Here is an 18,374-nt window from a genome sequence, read left to right as displayed (position 1 = left end):
GGACTCCGTTGTCGCACAAACCGATCCGTGCACCCCCCATCGATGCTCGGAGTGGGCCGAGGGGTTGGGGTGGGTCTAGTCCGCGGGGGCGACACCGAAGTCGACGCCGCGGCCGGCCAGCCAGCCGATCGGGTCGATGGGCGCGCCGGGGGCGGTGTGCACCTCGTAGTGCAGGTGCGGGCCGGTGGAGTAGCCGCGGCTGCCGACGGTGGCGAGCACGTCGCCGGCGCGCAGCTGCTGGCCGACGCCGACCAGGATGTCCTGCATGTGGCCGTAGACGCCGATGGTGCCGTCGTCCTGCTGCACGCGCACCCACAGGCCGAAGCCGGAGGCGGGGCCGGCCTCGATCACGGTACCGTCGGTGACGGCGCGGATCGGGGTGCCGAAGCCGTCGCCGAAGTCGATGCCGGCGTGCATGGCGCCCCAGCGCATGCCGAAGCCGGAAGTCAGCGGGCCGTCGACGGGCCGCACGGTGGCCGGGCGCGGGGCCGGGATGCCGGGCAGCGGCGGCAGCGGGATGTTGAGGCCGTTGAGGTAGTCCAGCACCTCCTGCGGCACGATCTGCGGCTCCTGGGCCTCGCGCGGGGTGAAGGCGGTGAACTGGATGTCACCGGCGGCGGAGGCGTTGGCGATGGCCACGGGGTCGTGGGCGGCATCGGGGCCGGTGGCGGCGAGGGCGGCCATGGACGCGCCGACGAGGGCGGTCACGGCTGCGGCGCGGGTCGCGGCTGCTCGGTATCGGCCGGTTCCCCAGAGGCGGGATAACGAATCGGTTACGGGCATGTCTCGAAGCTACGAGATCTCAGCGCACGTTCAGAAACCCTGTTGCTACCGTCACATTGGTACAAAAGCCCAGTTCGACTATTACGAGTTGATAACGACACGCAGGTAATTCTGTGATGACGTTGGCTTGTGTCGATAATGCGTGTATTGACCCGTGATCGGTTTGACGGCACTCTATGTAAGTGCCTACTAATGGAGTGAAGGTGCTCAGCGCGCTCGCCGACGACACCCGGCGCGCGGTCTTCGAGTCCCTGCCGCAGGGCCCGAAGGCGGTCGGGGAGATCGCCGAGGCCCTGGGCGTGACCAGCTCGGCGGTCTCGCAGCATCTGAAGGTGCTGCGCGAGGCCCGCCTGGTGATGATGCGCCCGCAGGGCAACCGCCGCCTGTACTCCCTGGACCCGCGCGGCCTGGCCGACGCCCGCGACTATCTCGAACAGTTCTGGCCCAGCGCCATCGCCGCCTACTCGGCCGCCCTGTCGGAGGCGAAGGCCGCGCCGGAAGGGGAGTAGCCGGAAGGGGAGTGGCAGAGCTGGGTCCGCGCAGCGGCGCGATGGCGCCCCCAGGCCGGGACCATGCGGCCGTGCCGCGGCCCGCCCGCTCGAGCGGGCGATACGGTGTCGAGGTGGGTACGTCGGTCGGAGTGCAGCGGCAACGCCGCGTGGGTCTGCCCGGCTGGTCGGTCCCGCTGGTCTTCATCGTCAGCGGGGTGTCGCTGTACGCGGGCGCGGCGATCGGCGTGCGATTGTTCGACACCGTCGAGCCCGCGACGGTGGCCTGGTTGCGCGCCGCGGCGGCCGGGGTGGCGCTGCTGATCTGGCGGCGTCCGTGGCGCTCGCGCTGGACGCGGCGCGCGGTGCTGGTGGCCTCCGGGTTCGGGGTGGTCACCCTCGGCATGAACATCGCCTTCTATGAGGCGATCGCGCGGATTCCGCTCGGTACCGCGGTGGCCATCGAGTTCCTGGGTCCGATCGCGGTGGCGGCGCTGGGTTCACGCCGGGCCCGGGATCTGCTGGCCGTCGTGCTCGTGGCGGCCGGTGTCTTCCTGCTGGCGGGCGTGTCGTCGGAAGCCGGGCCCGGCGGTGTCGGGTTCGCGGTGCTGGCGGGTGTGTTGTGGGCGGGCTACATCCTGCTGGGTAAGCGGGTGGCCGATACGGGTGCGGGGATGGACGCGCTGGCGATCGGGACGACGGTGTCGGCGATCGTGCTGGCCCCGATCCTGGTGACCCGCCAATGTGTGCTCGCCCCGGCCGTTTTCGCCGATCCGCGGACCTGGCTGCTGGGCGTGGGCGTCGGGGTGTTGTCGAGCGCGGTGCCCTATGCCCTGGATCAGGTGGTGTTGCGCCGGGTGGGTCGGGCCCGGTTCGCGCTGTTGCTGGCCTTGCTGCCCGCGACGGCGGCGGTGATCGGGGCGGTGGCGCTGGCCCAGCGCCCCGGTGCGGCGGAGCTGGCCGGGATCGGGTTGGTGATGGCGGCGTTGAGTATCAGTGCCGGGCAACGGGATCCGCGGGTGCCGGCCACCGATTCGGGGGTCTAGCCGACGCGCCGGTAGGCCTGCTGGGTGCGGCGGTCGAGGCCGGTGCCGGGCCAGGGGCGTTTGCGTAGTTGCTTGTCGACGGCGTTGATCACCTCGGGGACGCCGATCTTCAGCAGTCCGGGGTCGATGGCGTCGGCGTCCGGGTCGCCGGATTGCCCGGCCCACAGCACGGCGTGGCGGCCGAGCAGGTGCGGGGGCGGGCCGCTGCGGCTGGGCGGGTTGGGTCCGAACAGCTGCACGGTGCGGGTGCCGAAGGCGGCGGCCAGGTGCGCGACGCCGGTGTCGCCGCACACCACGAGCGCGGCTTCGGCAACGGTGGCGGCCAGTTCGATGAGGTTCTGCTGTCCCGCGAGGACGCGCGCCGGTGAGAGTCCCGCGCGGGTGGCGACGCCGAAGGCGGTCTCGCGTTCGGATTCGTCACCGGTCAGCACGACTTCGCGGTCCTGCACCAGCAGGTGCCGGACCACCGCGGCGAACCGGTCGGGTGGCCAGCGGCGGGCGGGTGTGCCGGCGCCGATGTGGACGACCACGGCGTCGCGGTGGCTGGTGGTGGCGACCGGCGGCACCAGGCCGAGGTTGCGGCGGTCGGCGGCCATGCCGTCGTGTTCGAGCAGATGGCACCAGCGGTCCACGTCGTGCATGTCGGGTTCCCAGGCGGGGCCGGCGAGGTCGGGGAAGGCCGGATTGCGGTAGGACAGAATGCGTTCGGGGCGGGTGCGCGAGAGTTCCACGATGCCGTCGGCGCCGGGGCCGTTGAGGTTGACCGCGAGCGCCGGTGCGGGACCGTCCCAGCGCAGCCCGACGGGGTCGCTGACCGGGATCATCTCGTCGACGCAGGCGATGAGGTCGACGATCGGTTTGAGGCGGTGGGGTGCGGCGAGTGCGATGTGGTCACCGGGCCGGGCCCGGCGCAATGCGCGCAACGCGGGAACCGCGGTGAGCAGGTCACCGAGTCCACGTGCTCGCAGCACTAGTACAACCGCCACTGAACCTCTCCTAGCCGGCCACGCTGCCCACGACGCCCTGATCCACCACGTGCGGGGACCATCGGGTGAGGACTACCCGGCCTGTCCGAGGGTGAAACCCTCGGACCGGTCCGCGCGGACAGTTGGTGCCTCCGTGTCCGATTCGCGAAAAATCACGGGTACTACCGGCTGTCGTTGCAGGGCTCGGATCGACTACCGTGACACCCATGACCTTCGTCTACAACCTCATGGTGACGGCTCATCTGCTGGGTATGGCAGCCGTGGTCGGCGGGTACGCCGCCGCGCAGCCGCGAGTGTCGGAACTGATGGTGTGGGGTGCGCGCGTGCAGGTCCTCACCGGCGTGATCCTGGTGGGCATGGCCGAGTCGATCGACTCGCTGCACAAGGACCCGAACATGGCGAAGATCATCACCAAGCTGGTGGTGGCGGTGGCGGTGGCCGCGTTCGCCGAGATGGGCCGTGCGGATGCCAAGCGCGGCAAGGAGGTGGCGTGGATGACCCACGCCGCGGGTGGCCTGGCGATCCTGAACGTCCTGATCGCCGCTCTGTGGAAGTGACCTCCGCGCGAGGGCCGGCTGGACAGAACAGGGGATGACGGCGATGCCGCATCGGGTGCGTAGTCGCATCCGGTGCGGCATCGGTGCGTTGCGGGGTCAGGATCGCCCGATGAGCTCCGGCGGCACTTCCCGGGCGTGGTGACGGGCCAGGCTCTTGGCGAGTTCGGCGGCGACCACGGCGTGCCCGGCCATGGTGAGGTGGATCCGGTCCGCGGAGAGCCAGTCCTCGCGCAGCCGCGCGGGGTGGTCCCAGAACTCGGTGAGGATGGCGTCGCGGCGGTGGGCGATGCGGCGGACCGACCGCGCGAACTCGGCGAAGCGCGGCCGCAGCGGGGCCAGCCGCCCGACGTGGGCGTCGGCGAGGGTGAACAGTGCGAGCCGGGCGCCGGTGGCGGCGACGCTCGCGCACAGGTCGTCGAGGTCGCCTTCCACGGTCAGCGGAGTGGCATCGCGCAGGAACAGGTCGTTGCCGCCGCAGGTGACGACCACCAGATCCGGCTCGAACTCCTCGAGCGCGGCGAGCTGCCCGGCGCGCACGTCGGCGATGACCGCTCCGACCACGCCGGTGTTGAGGTAGGCGGCGTCGGGGTGCGCGGCCTCCAGCCAGCGGCCCAATCGGTCTGCCCAGGGCACGGTTTCGTAGCCGGGCCACGGGTCACCGGTGCCCGCGGCGGTCGAGTCGCCGATGACGGCGAGGCGGCGGAACGGCACCGCGCGCAGCATGGCGGCGGCCGCCGAATCGGACAGCGTGTAGGGATCGGTGTTCTCGGTGCGGTCGGTCATGAGGTGGTCTCCTCGGTGCGGACGGGCAGCGCCGCGAGCACGGCCGTGACGACGGCGATGGCGGCACAGCACGCGAACAGGGTGTGGAAGGCGGTCAGCGGCTGCCCGGGATGGGCGGCGAACACCGCGGCCAGCAGGGCGACCCCGAGCGCGCCGCCGGATTGGCGGGCGGTGATGTTCATGCCGACCCCGGCCGCGAACCGCTGCGGCGGCAGCGCCCGCGCGGCGGCGGTGCCCAGCACCGTGACGAGGATGCCGATGCCGCCGCCGCCCAGGATTCCGGCGGGCACCCACCCGGACCAGAGCGCGGGCTCGGTGTCGAAGACCCCGGTGCTCATGTAGAAGGTGGACGCGGCGAACATCGACGCGCCCAGCACCGCGAGCCATCGCTGCCACGGCACGGGGGCGCGTCCGGCGGCGACCGCGGTGACCATGGAGGCGACCGCGCCGATGCTCATGGCCGCCGCGGACTCCAGCACCGAGTACTGCCAGATGGCGTCGAGCCACAGCGGTCCGGCCAGCAGCCACGCGAACATGGTGGCGCCGAAGACGAACGAGACGGCATTGACGAGGGCGTAGGGGCGGCTGCGCCACAGTCCGATGGCGATGGCCGGGCGCGGATGCCGCCGCGAGCGCCACAACGCCAGGGCCAGCAGGACGACCCCGATCAGCGCGCTGCCCAAGGTGCGGGCGTCGGTCCAACCCCATTGCCGCCCTTGGGTGACCGCGGCGACGATGGTGCCGATACCGAGTCCGGTGGCGGCGGCCCCGAGGAGATCGGGCAGTCCGTGCGGTTGCCGGTGTTCGCCACGGGCCAGTCGCCATCCGGCGGCGATGAGCGCGGCCGCGATGGGCACGTTGATGACGAAGACCGACCGCCACCCGAACCAGTCCACGAGCGCCCCGCCCACGGCCGGGCCGACGGTCGCGGCGAATCCGCCCGCCGCGGTCCAGGCGGCCATGGCCATGCCGACGCGTTCGGGCGGGCTGCTGCTCAGGACGAGCGCGAGTCCGGCGGGAATGAGGAAGGCCGCGGTGCCGCCTTGCAGGAACCGTCCGGCGATGAGCCATTCGGCGCCGGGTGCGAGGGCGCACAGCAGGGAGGTGAGGGCGAATCCGGCCAGGGCGGTGAGGAATACGCGGCCGCGGCCGAGGGTGTCGGCGAGTTGCCCGGCGGGGGTGAGCAGGGCGGCGAAGGCGACGGCGTAGCCGCTGACCACCCAGGTGAGGGTGCCGGCGGTGGTGTCGGGGTAGTCGCGGGTGATCTCGGGGAAGGCGATATTGACCACGGACAGGTCGAGGAAGGACATGAAGGCCGCGCCGGAGGCGACGAGCAGGGCGAGTTTCGCCGCGCGGCCGGAGTCGACGGGGGTGGTCGTGGTGGTGGCCGGTTCGGGTGGGGAGGTGTCGGCGCTGGGACGGTGGGTGGTGTCGGTCATGACGGGCTCTCTGCGTGAGGGTCGGGAGCGGGATCAAAACTGTACGCACGATCGTTCGTATTGTTGAAAAGTACGACCGATCGTGCGTTTACGCAACAGGTGATGCGAGGATGGATCCATGGACGAACCGGTGCGCGCCTCCGACCAGGAGATTTCCGATCAGCGTCGGCTCAAGGGCGCGCGGGCCCGCGCGAGCATCGCCCGCCACGCCGCCGACGTCGCCTCCGTCGAGGGATTGACGGGATTGAGTCTCGGGCGGCTGGCCGAGGACCTCGGGGTCAGCAAGTCCGGGGTGGCGACGCTGTTCGGCAACAAGGAGAACCTGCAACTGGCCGCGGTGGCCGCGGCGCGCGAGGTGTTCATCGACAATGTCGTGCGCCCGGCCCTCACCGCGGACCCGGGCCTGCCGCGTCTGCGCGCGCTGATGGACCGATGGTTCGACTACATCGGCGAGCCGGTGCTGCCCGGCGGCTGCTTCCGGGGTGCGTGCCAGCCGGAGTTCGACAGCCGTCCCGGCCCGGTGCGCGACGCGCTGGCCGCCGACCGCGAGGACTGGTTCACGATGCTGGCCGCGGAGATCGGCCGCGCCCAGCGGCAGGGCGCGATGACCGGACTGGATCCGCGGGCGGTCGCGTTCCAGTTCGACGCGGTGGTGTCGGCCGCGAACACCGCGACCCGTCTGGGTGATGAGGCGGCACTGCCGACGGCGCGCGCGATCATCGACGGCCTGCTCGGTTCAGCGCCTCAACCGTGATCGTGACCTGCGGGAATTCGTCATCGGTTCGCGCAGTGCGTCTGTGCACTCGATGCACCGATCGTCAGCCCTCGACCTGAATGCGCGGAATGCGTGAATGCAGTTCGGGCGCAGCCGGTTTCACGTGGAGCAATGCATCGGTGTGTCTCACGCCGAGCGTGGCGCGTACATGATGAGCGCGACCCCCAGCACGCACACCAGGGCCCCGATCACATCCCAGCGGTCGGGCCGGAACCCGTCGAATACCATGCCCCACAGCAGCGATCCCGCCACGAACACGCCACCGTAGGCGGCGAGGATCCGGCCGAAATGGGCGTCGGGCTGCAGGGTGGCGACGAACCCGTAGCAGCCGAGCGCGACCACGCCCGCGCCCATCCACGCCCAGCCGCGGTGCTCACGGACTCCCTGCCAGATCAGCCAGGCGCCACCGATTTCGGCGACGGCGGCCAGCCCGAACAACACGATCGAACGCAACACGGTCATGGGGTCACCCTAGGTCCCGTGCCCGGCGACCGACCGGACCGCCCGGGAGCGGTCCGGCCGGTCGCGATCAGGGTTGCGCCGGGGCGCTGTCGAACAACTGCTGACCGAGATAGCCGCCCGGTCCGGGCACCCCGGGCGGGATGGCGAACACCGCCGACCCGACCGGCGTCGTCCACTGGTTGAGCGCGTCGAAGTCGGCCAGCCGCTGCTGCACGGGCAGATACTGGGCGTCGACGTCGCGCTGGAACGAGGCGAACAGCAGCCCCGAGTTCGACACGTGCCCGGGGGCGGGCGCGTCGTCGTAGTTGTAGCCGCGGCGCAGGAACCGTTCCCCGTCGTGGGCGTGGTGGGCGCGCGCGATGTGGGAGGACGGCGGGATCTTCGGGATGCCGTACCGGTCGGTGGCCGCGAAGTCGGCTTCGTCGAATTCGCGGGTGCCCGACAATGGCGCCCCGGTGTCGACGGTGCGCCCGACGGTGATCGCGCGGCCGTCGGCGTCGAGTTCGTCCCAGGTGTCGAGGTTCATCGCGATGCGCCGCAACACCATCGAGGTGCCCCCGGCCAGCCACGGCCGGACCGCGCCGTCGTCCCACACCAGGCGGTCGAAATCCGGTGTGGCCGGGGCGATGTTGACCGTCCCGTCGACCGAGCCCATCAGATTGCGCATGGTCTGGCCGCGCGGCGCGTCCCGGAAGCCGCGTTGCACCCACTTCACCGAGACCAGCGATTTCACGTGCTTGGACAGCACGCGCACCGCGTGCGCGACGGTGGTCGCCTCCTCGCCGCACACCTGCAACAGCAGATCGCCCCCGCACCAGGCGGGATCGAGCCGGTCGATGGTGAACGGCGGCAACGGTTTCAGCCAGTGCGGGCGCTGGGCTTCGAGTCCGGCGGCGGTGAACATCCCGGGACCGAACCCGGCGGTCACGGTGAGCCGGGCGGGCCGGGCGGCCAGCTCCGGTTCGGTGTCGGCGAGCGCGGGCTTGCCCTGGGTGAGGCGCGCGGCGTCGTCGGTCCAGATCTTCAACAGCCCGATGACGTCCTCGCGCCCCAGGCCCGGTTTCAGGTCGAAGGCCGCGAACGCCGCGTGCCGGGGCGGTTCGGTGGCGATTCCCGCCTGGTGGGGGCCGTAGAACGCGACCGTGTCCGATCCGGGGTCGCGATCGTGCTCGCGGTGGGTGCGGGTGGCCGCGCCCCAGCCGATGCCGGCGGCCCCGGCCGCGCCCGCCGCGACCGCGCCGCCGCCGAGCAGCCGTCGCCGCGACAGCCGGGCGGGCCGCGGTGCCGGATCAGCCACCGTGGGCGGCGTTGTCGCCGGAGGGCTGGTAGTTCTCCTTGCCGCCGGCGAAGTCACGCACCCGCGCGGTGACGGTTGTGGTGGAGCCGTCGGAGAAGGTGAGGGTGAGCGCGGCCTCCGAGCCGGTGCGCAGCGGGCCCTTCAGATCCATGAACATCAGGTGTTCCGCGCCGGGCTTGAGGGTCGCGGTGCCGTGGGCGGGGATGACGAGGCCGCCGGCCTTGGGGCGCATCGCCTTGTCGCCCGAGGCGTCGGCGACGACTTCGTGGATCTCCACCCGCGCCGAGGCCGGGCTGCTGGCCGCGACCAGGTTCACCGGCTGATCGGAGGCGTTGGCCAGGGTGCCGAACGCGGCGGACATCCCGCTGTCGGCGGCCTTGACCCACTGATCGGTCAGGGTGATCGCCGCCGCCGCGGTGGCGGGGGACGAGGAGGCGGTCTGCGAGGACGAGCAGGCCACGGGCAGCAGCGCCAGCGTCGTCACCGCCGCGGCCGCGCCCACCCGGCGCGCGAATCCGCCGGTGCGCAGACGGAAGCCGTGGCTGAAGGGCATCTGGGACATGTGAGAACTCCGTAGGTAGAAGAAGTGAAAGCCACCCCGGCGGGAACGGCCGAACCCGGATCGATGCCGGATGCGTTCGGCCGCAACGCAACGCGTCGGCGACGGCGCGGGGCCGTCCGGCGTCAGCGCGGCACGCGTGCGGCATGCGCTCGCCGCCTTCGGTCACAGCGCGGCGTCGCTCTGCTCGGCTGCTGCGCTGCGTATCCGTCGGGCACTGTGCGCGGCGTGTTGGGCGCTGCGCGTGCGTGTCCGTCGGTCGCCGTGCTCGGCCTCAGCGCGGGGTGTGTCATCGGTTGGTGGGCATCGGTCACCGAGCGCGTCGCATCCGGCTATGGCGCGGTGCACGATTCGGGTGTCAGCGCCGGATCGAGGGGTGTCAGGCCGGAACGAGGTCGGTGTGCCGTGCGGCGGCCGGCGGCGGTCCGCGGCGTCCGATCCCGGGGCTCACCAGCAGCCGTCGCGCGACGGCGCGGTCATCGGCCGGCCTCGGCCGCATCCGGCGCACCGGCGGCGCGAGGATCGCGCTCAACGCGAGCAGGAACCTGCGCACACCGGTGACTGCCCGCCGCAGGCCCGCCTCGGCGGCGCGAATCAGCAACGCGCCCACCGGAATCGCCACCAGGTGGGCGATCAGCATGGCCGCGGACGACGAATGATGGTGGTGCCCCGGCGACATCGACAGTGCGGCGTGCCCGATCGCCTGCCCGGCCGCCAGCATCGCGATGGTTCCGGCCAGCCCGTAGCGTGGCCGCGTCGACGCCACCACGACCCCAATCACGGTGCACGCCGCCAGGAGCAGGGCCAGCGCCGAACCGTCGGCCAGGGACGCGCCGCCGCCGAGTCCGTGGGCGAGGATCGCGACCGCTCCCGAGGACGCGCCGACGGCAGCGCCGCGCAGGCGCGCGGTGTGATCCGTCGGTGAGCGCACCCCGTCATGCTACGACGTCGCGTCGTTGAAGACGTTTCCAGGTGGTATGACCGGCGTCTCCACAACATCTCCACACGCGAGGCGAACGATCTCCACTCCGGTTGCCTAGTGTCGGCTGCATGGAAACCAGTGCGCGCCGGATCCTGGTGGTCGAGGACGAGCCGACCATCGCCGAATCGATCGCCGCCCGCTTGCGCGCCGAGGGGTACATCGTCGACATCGCCCACGACGGTCCCGCCGGTGTGGCGGCCGAGGCGGCGGGGGACCCGGACCTGGTGGTGCTGGATGTGATGCTGCCCGGTTTCGACGGTCTCGAGGTGTGCCGCCGCATCCAGGCCCGCCGCCCCGTGCCGGTGCTCATGCTGACCGCCCGCACCGACGAGACCGACATGCTCGTCGGGCTCGGCGTCGGCGCGGACGACTATCTGACCAAACCGTTCTCCATGCGGGTGCTCGCCGCCCGCGTCCACGCCCTGCTGCGCCGGGTGGAACGCACCGCCGCGCCGGTGGCCACCATCCTCGTCGGTGACCTGCGGATCGACACCGATCAGCGGCGGGTGTGGCGCGCGGACAGTGAAACCCAGCTCACGCCACTGGAATTCGAACTGCTCGTGCATCTGGCGCGGCGGCCGCGCACGGTGCTGGCGCGGGAACGACTACTGAGCGAGGTGTGGGGGTGGGCCGACGCGTCGGGCACTCGCGCCGTCGACAGCCACATCAAGGCGTTGCGCCGCAAGCTGGGCGCGGACCTGATCCGCACCGTGCACGGTGTCGGGTACAGCCTGGAGGCGCGATGATCGTCGATGCCGAGGCTCCGGTGACCGGGGTGCGGGCGTTCGCGAACGGGGTGGCGGCACGTCTGCCGCGGCCCCTGGACCGGGTGCCGTCGATCAAGGCGAAGCTGGCGATCCTCATGGTCGGCTCCGGTGCGGGCGCGTTCGGCTACTTCGCGATCCGCATCGGTGTGCTGCCGCCGCGCGCCACCGTCGTCGCCATGGTGTTCGCGCTGCTGATCTCCCAGGTGCTGGCCCACGGGATGACGATGCCGTTGCGGGAGATGACCGCCGCGGCCAAACACATGGCGCAGGGCGACTATTCGCGCCGTGTGCGCGCCACCTCCCGCGACGAGGTCGGGCAGCTGGCGGTGGCGTTCAATCAGATGGCCGCCGACCTGGCCGCCGCCGATCAGCAGCGGCGCGAGTTCATCGCCAATGTGTCCCACGAACTGCGCACCCCGATCACCGCCCTGGGCGCGGTGCTGGAGAACCTGGTCGACGGTGTCGCCCAACCGGATCCGGCGACCTTGCGCACCGCCCACGCCCAGACCCAGCGGCTGAGCCTGCTGGTGTCGGAACTGCTGGCCTTGTCGAGCATCGAGGAGGGTGCGGTGCGCCTGGACCGCGAACCGGTGGACCTCGAGCCGCTGCTGAGCGAGGTGGTCGCCGAGGCGGAGGTGATGGCCGCCGCCGTGGACCGTCCCGTCCGCTTCACCATCGCCGTCGCCGCGGGCCTGACCGTGCACGCCGACCCCGCCCGCCTGCACCAGGTGCTGCTCAACCTCCTCGACAACGCCACCCGCCACGGTCCCGCCCACGGCGAGGTCCGCGTCCACGCCCACACCGCCCACGGCCACACCGTCATCGAGGTCTCCGACGACGGCCCCGGCATCCCCGCCGCCGAACGCGCCCGCGTCTTCGAACGCTTCACCCGCGGCGGCCGCGCCACCGGCGGCGGCACCGGCCTGGGCCTGGCCATCGCCCGCTGGATCGTGGACCTGCACGGCGGCACCATCGCCGTCGCCGACCCGGGCTCGCGCATCCGCATCACCCTGCCCCCGCCCTGACCCGCGGTCTCTTCTCACCCAATTCCCGACCGTGTCCCGGCTGCGCACCGCGCTCCCCGGGCCGGTCCCGCTCACCCGATGGAGGAACCTATGCCCGACACACCCACACCACCTCCGGATCCGAAACCGGATGCGGCGAGCACCCCTGCTCCCGCCCTCGCGACACCGGCCGAACCATCCGTCACGCCTCCTGCCGAGTCGGCACCATCGACCGAAGGATCCGACGCGCACGCGCACACTGCCGCATCGGCGACCGGAGGGTCTGCGGCGGATGTTCTTGATCCGGCTGCTGAACTGGCCATGGCCACTGTGAGTTCCGCGCCTGTGCGGGAACCGGCGAGGGCCGCGTTCGTCCCCGGCGGTGCGCCGCCCCTCGTGCCGGCTGCGGCGGCACCGGCGTTCGCCCCGGCGATGGCGGGTGCCGCGCCGACGGGTGGCGGGGGACCCGCGCCGTGGCCCGCCGCGTGGCCGCCCTATCCCACCCCGGTGTCGCAATCCGGTGTGGCCGGGATCTATCGTGTTGCACCGCAACGGATTCCGTCGCGCTCGGCGCGGGTTCCGGTGCCGAACGGGTTGCTTGCCGCCACGGCCGCTGCGGGGTGTGCGGCCGCGGTACTGGTACCCCTGGACCGTCCCGGCATCGGATGGCTGCTCACCGGACTGGCCATCACCGGCACGGTGTACGCGGTCGATCGCGCGGCGCGGAACGCGGAGTGGGACGAGGACGACTCGGACCGGGGTGACGCCGACCGCGCGGCCGAGGAACCGGAGAAGGGCCTGAGCGGAGCGGGCGAACACGGTGACGCCCGGGACGACGTCGCCAGTGACAGCGCATCCCGCCCCGGCAGCCCGGCCCGCGATGGCGTCGGGGGCAGCGTTGACGGTCACGGTGTCGGCGCTGACGCCGCACGCGACGAGGACGCCGGTCGCTCCGGTGGCGCCGATCGCGACGATGCGGCCGCGGCACACCCAGTCGCCGCATCCGGCACCGATCAGGCAGCGGCCGAAACGCATTCGTCGGCCGGGACGGGTCCGGTCGGGGGTATCGCCGGCCTGCTGCCCGCTGGTCTCGCGGAGGTGCCCTGGAGTCGTGTCTGGTGGACCGGTGTGGCGTTGGCGCTGCTGTCGGTGGGTGCCTTCCGGGCCGCGCCGTGGCTTTTCGTGCTGTGCCTGGCGGGTGCGGCGGTGGCCGGGTCGCTGGCGGTGGTGCCGCGTTCGGCGTACGGCATGTGGTTCGACGTGCTCGCGGTGCCGTTCGCGGGGCTGAATTCGTGGCCGTGGCTGTATCGGGCCATGACTCGCACCCGGGAGCGGGCGGGGACGGGCACGCAGCGGGTGTGGTGGTCGATCGGTGCGGCGGCGGCGCTGCTGCTGATCATGGTGCCGTTGCTGGCGGGGGCCGACGCGGTGTTCGCGGGTCTGGTGGACGGGCTGATCCCGGCCGTCGACGTCCCGGCGGTGCTGCGATGGGTGGCGGTGTTCGTGGTCGCCGGGTCCGGTGTGGCCGGGGCGTTGTACCTGCTGGCCGGTCCGCCCCCGCCCGCGGCGGACGATGACTCGTTCTCCGGCGGGAGCCGGGGCGGGCACCGGTTCTCGCCGCTGGAGTGGGGAATCCCGGTGGGCGCGTTGACGATCGTGTTCGCGGCGTTCGTCGCCACCCAGGTGGCGGTGCTGTTCGGTGGCGACGGCTACGTGCAGCGCACCGCGAGCCTCACCTACGCCGAGTACGCGCGCAGCGGCTTCTGGCAGTTGTCGATCGTGAGCCTGCTGACTCTCGCGGTGATCGGGGTCGTGCTGCGTTTCGCCGCGCAGGACGGCGCCGCCGAGCGCCGCTGGCTGCGCATCGCGATCGCCGTGGTGATCGGTCTGGCGCTGGTGATCGTGGCGTCGGCGCTACACCGCATGTGGACCTATCAGCAGGCCTACGGCTTCACCCTGCTGCGACTGCTGGTGGAGGTGTTCGAAGGCTGGATCGCGCTGGTGTACCTGCTGCTGCTCGCCAGCCTGGTACGCCTGCGCCGGCACTGGGTGCCGCGCCTGGCCGTCGGCGCCGCCCTGACGACCCTGCTCGCCTTGTCGGTCCTGAACCCGGAAGGTTTCGTCGCCGACCGCAATATCGCGCGCTGGCAGTCGGGCAAGTCCCTCGACACCGACTACCTGTCGAACCTGTCCCCGGACGCGCTGCCCGCCACCGACCGGCTGCCCGACCCCCAGCGCACGGCCGTCGCGAACGCCATCCGCGAACGCCTGACGGACGATTCCTGGCAGGGCTGGAACTACTCGCGCGCGAGCGCGACCCGCTGATCAGCCGAAGCTGACCGGTGTCCAGCTCTGACCCGCGTCGCGGGTGGCGAGCATCATGGTGGGCACCGGTCCGCTTCCGGGGTGGCCCAGCACCACGAAACCCGTTGTCTCGGTGACGAACTCACCCGACAACGGCTGCCAGCCGCGATCGGGCGCGGTGTAGGCGGTGGTCCAGGTCTCGCCGCCGTCGATGGATGTCAGCAGCCGTTCGTCGACAGCGGCGACCAGATGGGTGGCATCGGCGGCCAGCAACACGGCCTTGGCCGGCCGTGACGGGGACAGCTGCCCGGTCTCGGTGAACGTGACGCCACCGTCGACCGAGGTCACCACACGGGTCGCGCCGCCGTCGCCGGACGCCGGGAGACCGCACAGCGCCACGAGCCGCTTCTCCGAGACCGCGTGCCAGTCGGCCGGCCCGTTGCCGCCGCACGGCAGCTGCCACGGCGTCCACGTGCCGTCGACCATGCGGGCGCCGCTCCTGCCGCGCCCGGTGACCACCATCCAGGCACGGCTTCCGGTCGCCGACACCTCGGGGACCGGGTAGGGGCCGCCGGCGCCGGGCACCGCGATCTCGACGGGCCCGGTCCACGCGTCGCGGGTGATCGGGCTGGTGAACAACGCGGTCCGCTCGTCGGCCCGCGCGGCCGCCACCCAGACGGTGTCCTCGGACACGGTGAGCGACCATGCCGGTTCGGCCGTCTTGATGTCGATATCGGTCTCGCGCCAGGTGGTTCCGCCGTCGTGGGTGGCGAACAGTGCGTCGCGGGTCCCGATCCAGCCGTTGCGGGCGTCGGCGAACTTCACCCATCCACCGTGGTGCCCGGCATCGCGCAGCGAGGCCGGGAGCGGCGTCTCCCGCCAGGTGCGCCCGCCATCGGTGGTGTGTCGCAACGACTGGCACAGCAGGGCCGGGCACGGATAGCTGCGGCCCAGCACCCAGCCCTCGTCCACGGAGACGAAGTTGATCGAATCGGGTTGGAAGCCCACCGGATCCGGGTCGGCGGCGAACGTGGCCGCGGGGGTCGCGGCCGGGGTGGGACGAGGAGTCGCCACCGCGTCCGGTGCGGCCGTGGCTCCGGTCGCCGAATCCGGCCCGCTGTCACCGTCGCCGATGGTGAGCCCCGCGATCACCCCCGCGGCGAGTACCGGCATTCCGACCCCGATGACTCCGGCCAGAACGACCGGATTCGCCCGCAACCGCACCGGCCGGGACTCCCTTCGACACGAACCCGGGCCCCGTTCCCGGGCGGTCGCCCGGCGGCCCTGCGGCACAACGGGATCGAGTATGCCCGGTGACGGCCGGTTACGCCCATCCCGTGGTCAGCGGCCTCCGCGCTGCGCGGCCAGCCGGACCGCGACATCGCCGATGAGGTCGTAGGGGATGGGGTCGCGCAGCGGGAACTTCAACGTGCCCTTGCCCTTCAGGTAGGGCGCGATCGCCTGCTGGAACCCGTCGTCGCCGGTGGGCACCGGATACACCGACACGAAGGTCGTCCAGCCCGCGAAATACATGACGGCCTTGCCGTTCACCTGGACCGCGGGGATCTGGTAGCTGATGGTCTCCGACGCGTCGGGCAGGGCGGCGTGGATGGTGGCGCGAATCTTCTCGAGGGCGGCGCGGGCCGGGGCGGGCTGGGCGGCCAGGTAGTCGTCGACGGTCTCGGGCTCTGTCATGTACGGCCACCCTTCCGTGGCTCGGGGAGAGAGCTTCGTCCGATTCGACGGTACCGGGCCGTCCGCCCGCGCCGGACCGATGCCACACCGCTCAGCCGTTCAGCCGCTCCAACAGCCGCAACGCCGCGTCCCGCATGCCGTCGACGGAGTCGGTGACGTAGAGCAGGTCGATGAAGAAATCGTCGAATCCGGTGTCGGCCGCGACCGTTTCGACGGTCCGCGCCACCTGCTCGAGGTCGGTGCCCGCGGCCACGTTCACCCGCAGCACCGTCCCGATGGCGGCGGGATCACGACCCGCCGCGACCGCCGCGTCGTCGATGAACCCCCGCAAGGCCAGCAGCTGCTTGCCCCACCCGGGCGGGCCCGGCACCGGCACCACCGGCAGCCACCCGTCCCCACGCCGCCCGATGCGCGCCAGCGCCGCCGGGTTGAACGCGCCCAGGTGAATCGGAGGCCGCCGCACCGGCTTCAACTCGCTGCGATGCTCGGGCACCGACACGAACCGGCCCTCGTACCCGGCCGGGTCGCTGGACCAGATGGCCTCGAGCGCGTCGAGGGTCTCGTCCAGCCGGGCCCCGCGCTGCGCGAACGGCACGCCCGCGGCCGCGTACTCCTCCGGCGACCACCCGATCCCGAACCCCGGAATCAGCCGCCCCTGGCTCACCACGTCGATCGTGGTCAGCGACCGCGCCAGCAGCGCGGGCCGATACATCGGCGCGATCAGCACATTCGCGCCCAACCGCACCCGCTCGGTGACCGCCGCCGCGATCCCCAGCACCAGGAACGGATCCAGCACCGCGTTGAACTCATCGGGAATCCGGTCGGTCCCGCCGTACCCGACCGACGGGTTGGTGGCCGCGATGAGCCGGTCACCCACCCACAGACTGTCGGCTCCCGCCTCCTCCAACGCGGCCGCGTACTGCGCGATCCGCGCGCCCTCACGGGCCTGGGCACCGAACTGTGGAAGCGAGAAGCCAATTTTCACTCTTCCGGTGATACCAGACAGGATGGCAGCGTGGGTGAACACAAGGACCGCATGCTCGCCGGTGAGCTCTACCGCGACAACGACCCCGAACTCGTCGCCGAACGCCGCCGCTGCCAAGAACTGCTCGACACCTTCAACGCCACGCGCGCGGGCGAGGACACCCAACGGCGCGCCGTGCTCGAACAACTGCTCGGCGCCATCGGCGAGGGCTCCTGGATCATGCCGCGCTTCCAATGCGACTACGGCCACCTGATCCGGCTGGGCCGCAACAGCTTCCTCAACTACGACGCCATCATCCTCGACTGCGCCCCGGTCACCATCGGCGACGACGTCTCCATCGGCCCGCGCGCCCAACTGCTCACCGCCCTGCACCCGATGGGCGACCACGAACTGCGCCGCGCCCGCTGGGAGACCGCCGCACCCATCAGCATCGGCGACAACGTATGGCTCGGCGGCGGCGTCATCGTGTGCCCGGGGGTGAGCATCGGCGCGAACACCGTGGTCGGCGCGGGCAGCGTCGTCACCCGCGACCTGCCCGCCCAGGTGTTCGCCGCCGGCAACCCGGCCCGCGTCATCCGCGAACTGTGAGCCTTACCCGCGGGGTAATGGCTTGGCGTGGTTGATCGTTCGTAGGATCAGAGGATGGCGACACCCACCGCCGGCGACCTGCTGCGACACTGGCGCACCGCGCGCCGGCTCAGCCAGCTCGAACTCGCCGGCCGCGCGGACACCTCCACCCGGCACCTGAGCTTCATCGAAACCGGCCGCGCCACCCCCAGCCGCCACATGCTGCTGCACCTGTCCGACGAACTCGACATCCCGCTGCGCGAACGCAACCGGATGCTGCTCGCCGCCGGATACGCCCCCGTGTACGCCGAACCCGAACTCGACACCCCCGCCATGCGCCCCATCCGCGACGCCGTCCGCCAGATCCTCACCGGCCTCGAACCCCACCCCGCCCTCGCCATCGACGCCGCCTGGACCATGATCGACGCCAATGCCGGGATCGCCCTGTTCCTCGACGGACTCGACCCCGCCCTGCTGCGCCCGCCGGTCAACGCGCTGCGACTGACCCTGCACCCCGACGGCCTCGCGGGCAGCATCATCAACCTCGCCGAATGGCGCGGGCACCTGTTCGAACGGCTGCAACGCCAGATCGACGTCACCGGATCACCCGAGCTCACCGACCTGCTCGACGAAATGCGCACCTACCCCGGCGGCGAGGACGGTCCCGGCCTGCCCGAACCCGACCAGGCCGTGGTGCCGCTGCGGATGCGGCTCGACCGACACGAACTCGCCTTCCTCAGCGCCACCACGGTTTTCGGCACACCCATGAACGTGACCGTCGCCGAGCTGGCGATCGAAGCGTTCCTGCCCGCCGACGTCGCCACCGCGGCCCTGCTCCGGGAACGGCTCACTCCATCCGACTAGTCGGTCCGCGCGCGGGGTCCGATACCGCACA

The 18,374-nt window shown here is 71.9% G+C and carries 20 protein-coding genes; 9 read left to right on the top strand and 11 right to left on the bottom strand.

The features are described from left to right. Positions 1-75 precede the first annotated feature (75 nt). The gene (locus tag ACFRAQ_RS16140; RefSeq protein WP_379099960.1) at positions 76-783 is read right to left on the bottom strand and encodes a M23 family metallopeptidase; all 708 of its coding nucleotides are present in this window, start codon (positions 781-783) and stop codon (positions 76-78) included. 182 nt (positions 784-965) lie between these two features. On the opposite strand from ACFRAQ_RS16140, the gene ACFRAQ_RS16135 reads away from it, so the two are divergent. After that, entirely contained in the window at positions 966-1,292 is a 327-nt protein-coding gene (locus ACFRAQ_RS16135) for an ArsR/SmtB family transcription factor (protein ID WP_379099958.1), read from the top strand. Positions 1,293-1,405: 113 nt separating this feature from the next. Then, positions 1,406-2,317, top strand: a complete 912-nt coding sequence (locus ACFRAQ_RS16130; protein ID WP_379099956.1) for a DMT family transporter — start codon at positions 1,406-1,408, stop codon at positions 2,315-2,317. Here the strand turns inward: ACFRAQ_RS16130 and ACFRAQ_RS16125 are convergent. Next, complete coding sequence (locus ACFRAQ_RS16125) at positions 2,314-3,303, bottom strand: glycosyltransferase family 9 protein (RefSeq protein ID WP_379099953.1); 990 nt, start codon at positions 3,301-3,303, stop codon at positions 2,314-2,316. The two genes, ACFRAQ_RS16130 and ACFRAQ_RS16125, sit on opposite strands and share 4 nt — an antisense overlap. A 206-nt stretch (positions 3,304-3,509) precedes the next feature. Here ACFRAQ_RS16125 and ACFRAQ_RS16120 point away from each other — a divergent pair, with 206 nt between their 5' ends. Then, positions 3,510-3,860 (top strand): hypothetical protein, encoded by a 351-nt coding sequence (locus tag ACFRAQ_RS16120; RefSeq protein WP_213555781.1) that lies wholly within the window; start codon positions 3,510-3,512, stop codon positions 3,858-3,860. Positions 3,861-3,956: 96 nt separating this feature from the next. Here the strand turns inward: ACFRAQ_RS16120 and ACFRAQ_RS16115 are convergent, their stop codons facing one another. Beyond that, positions 3,957-4,643, bottom strand: a complete 687-nt coding sequence (locus ACFRAQ_RS16115) for an SGNH/GDSL hydrolase family protein (RefSeq protein WP_379099948.1) — start codon at positions 4,641-4,643, stop codon at positions 3,957-3,959. Further along, positions 4,640-6,082, bottom strand: a complete 1,443-nt coding sequence (locus tag ACFRAQ_RS16110; RefSeq protein WP_379099946.1) for an MFS transporter — start codon at positions 6,080-6,082, stop codon at positions 4,640-4,642. The genes ACFRAQ_RS16115 and ACFRAQ_RS16110 overlap by 4 nt, the downstream gene beginning before the upstream one ends. 118 nt (positions 6,083-6,200) lie before the next feature. On the opposite strand from ACFRAQ_RS16110, the gene ACFRAQ_RS16105 reads away from it, so the two are divergent. Next, on the top strand, positions 6,201-6,836 hold the full coding sequence (locus tag ACFRAQ_RS16105; protein ID WP_379099943.1) for a TetR/AcrR family transcriptional regulator: 636 nt from the start codon (positions 6,201-6,203) through the stop codon (positions 6,834-6,836). Between the two features lie 147 nt (positions 6,837-6,983). Here ACFRAQ_RS16105 and ACFRAQ_RS16100 read toward each other — a convergent pair whose 3' ends face one another. The 4 genes from ACFRAQ_RS16100 to ACFRAQ_RS16085 all read right to left on the bottom strand — a co-directional run bounded on the left by ACFRAQ_RS16100 (position 6,984) and on the right by ACFRAQ_RS16085 (position 10,106). Next, on the bottom strand, positions 6,984-7,319 hold the full coding sequence (locus tag ACFRAQ_RS16100) for a YnfA family protein (protein ID WP_379099940.1): 336 nt from the start codon (positions 7,317-7,319) through the stop codon (positions 6,984-6,986). A 67-nt stretch (positions 7,320-7,386) separates the two neighbouring features. After that, entirely contained in the window at positions 7,387-8,616 is a 1,230-nt protein-coding gene (locus tag ACFRAQ_RS16095; protein ID WP_379099937.1) for a Dyp-type peroxidase, read from the bottom strand. Continuing rightward, positions 8,609-9,178, bottom strand: a complete 570-nt coding sequence (locus tag ACFRAQ_RS16090; protein ID WP_379099935.1) for a copper chaperone PCu(A)C — start codon at positions 9,176-9,178, stop codon at positions 8,609-8,611. The genes ACFRAQ_RS16095 and ACFRAQ_RS16090 overlap by 8 nt, the downstream gene beginning before the upstream one ends. A gap of 376 nt (positions 9,179-9,554) precedes the next feature. Continuing rightward, complete coding sequence (locus tag ACFRAQ_RS16085; RefSeq protein ID WP_379099932.1) at positions 9,555-10,106, bottom strand: hypothetical protein; 552 nt, start codon at positions 10,104-10,106, stop codon at positions 9,555-9,557. A 119-nt stretch (positions 10,107-10,225) separates the two neighbouring features. Between ACFRAQ_RS16085 and ACFRAQ_RS16080 the strand changes: the two genes are divergently transcribed. The 3 genes from ACFRAQ_RS16080 (at position 10,226) to ACFRAQ_RS16070 (ending at position 14,253) form a co-directional block, all read left to right on the top strand. Further along, on the top strand, positions 10,226-10,903 hold the full coding sequence (locus ACFRAQ_RS16080) for a response regulator (RefSeq protein WP_379099929.1): 678 nt from the start codon (positions 10,226-10,228) through the stop codon (positions 10,901-10,903). Positions 10,904-11,019: 116 nt separating this feature from the next. Next, a complete protein-coding gene (locus ACFRAQ_RS16075) occupies positions 11,020-11,949 on the top strand; it encodes an ATP-binding protein (protein WP_379100288.1) in 930 nt (309 codons plus the stop codon). 486 nt (positions 11,950-12,435) lie between these two features. After that, positions 12,436-14,253 (top strand): DUF4153 domain-containing protein, encoded by a 1,818-nt coding sequence (locus ACFRAQ_RS16070; RefSeq protein ID WP_379099926.1) that lies wholly within the window; start codon positions 12,436-12,438, stop codon positions 14,251-14,253. Here the strand turns inward: ACFRAQ_RS16070 and ACFRAQ_RS16065 are convergent, their stop codons facing one another. From ACFRAQ_RS16065 to ACFRAQ_RS16055, 3 genes are all read right to left on the bottom strand, one after another. After that, positions 14,254-15,456, bottom strand: coding sequence for a WD40/YVTN/BNR-like repeat-containing protein (locus ACFRAQ_RS16065; RefSeq protein WP_379099923.1), 1,203 nt, complete (start codon positions 15,454-15,456; stop codon positions 14,254-14,256). A gap of 117 nt (positions 15,457-15,573) precedes the next feature. Then, positions 15,574-15,927 carry an iron chaperone gene (locus ACFRAQ_RS16060; RefSeq protein WP_379099920.1) on the bottom strand — a complete coding sequence of 118 codons (354 nt, stop codon included), beginning with the start codon at positions 15,925-15,927 and terminating at the stop codon, positions 15,574-15,576. A gap of 91 nt (positions 15,928-16,018) precedes the next feature. Next, positions 16,019-16,912, bottom strand: coding sequence for a TIGR03619 family F420-dependent LLM class oxidoreductase (locus tag ACFRAQ_RS16055; protein ID WP_379099918.1), 894 nt, complete (start codon positions 16,910-16,912; stop codon positions 16,019-16,021). A gap of 30 nt (positions 16,913-16,942) precedes the next feature. Between ACFRAQ_RS16055 and ACFRAQ_RS16050 the strand changes: the two genes are divergently transcribed. Continuing rightward, the gene (locus ACFRAQ_RS16050; protein ID WP_379099915.1) at positions 16,943-17,500 is read left to right on the top strand and encodes a sugar O-acetyltransferase; all 558 of its coding nucleotides are present in this window, start codon (positions 16,943-16,945) and stop codon (positions 17,498-17,500) included. Between the two features lie 54 nt (positions 17,501-17,554). Next, complete coding sequence (locus tag ACFRAQ_RS16045) at positions 17,555-18,343, top strand: helix-turn-helix domain-containing protein (RefSeq protein WP_379099912.1); 789 nt, start codon at positions 17,555-17,557, stop codon at positions 18,341-18,343. Positions 18,344-18,374 lie beyond the last annotated feature (31 nt).

It is taken from the genome of Nocardia sp. NPDC056611 (assembly GCF_042792755.1).
In the GTDB taxonomy this organism is placed as follows: domain Bacteria; phylum Actinomycetota; class Actinomycetes; order Mycobacteriales; family Mycobacteriaceae; genus Nocardia.
This window is presented reverse-complemented; position numbering and strand designations above follow the sequence as displayed.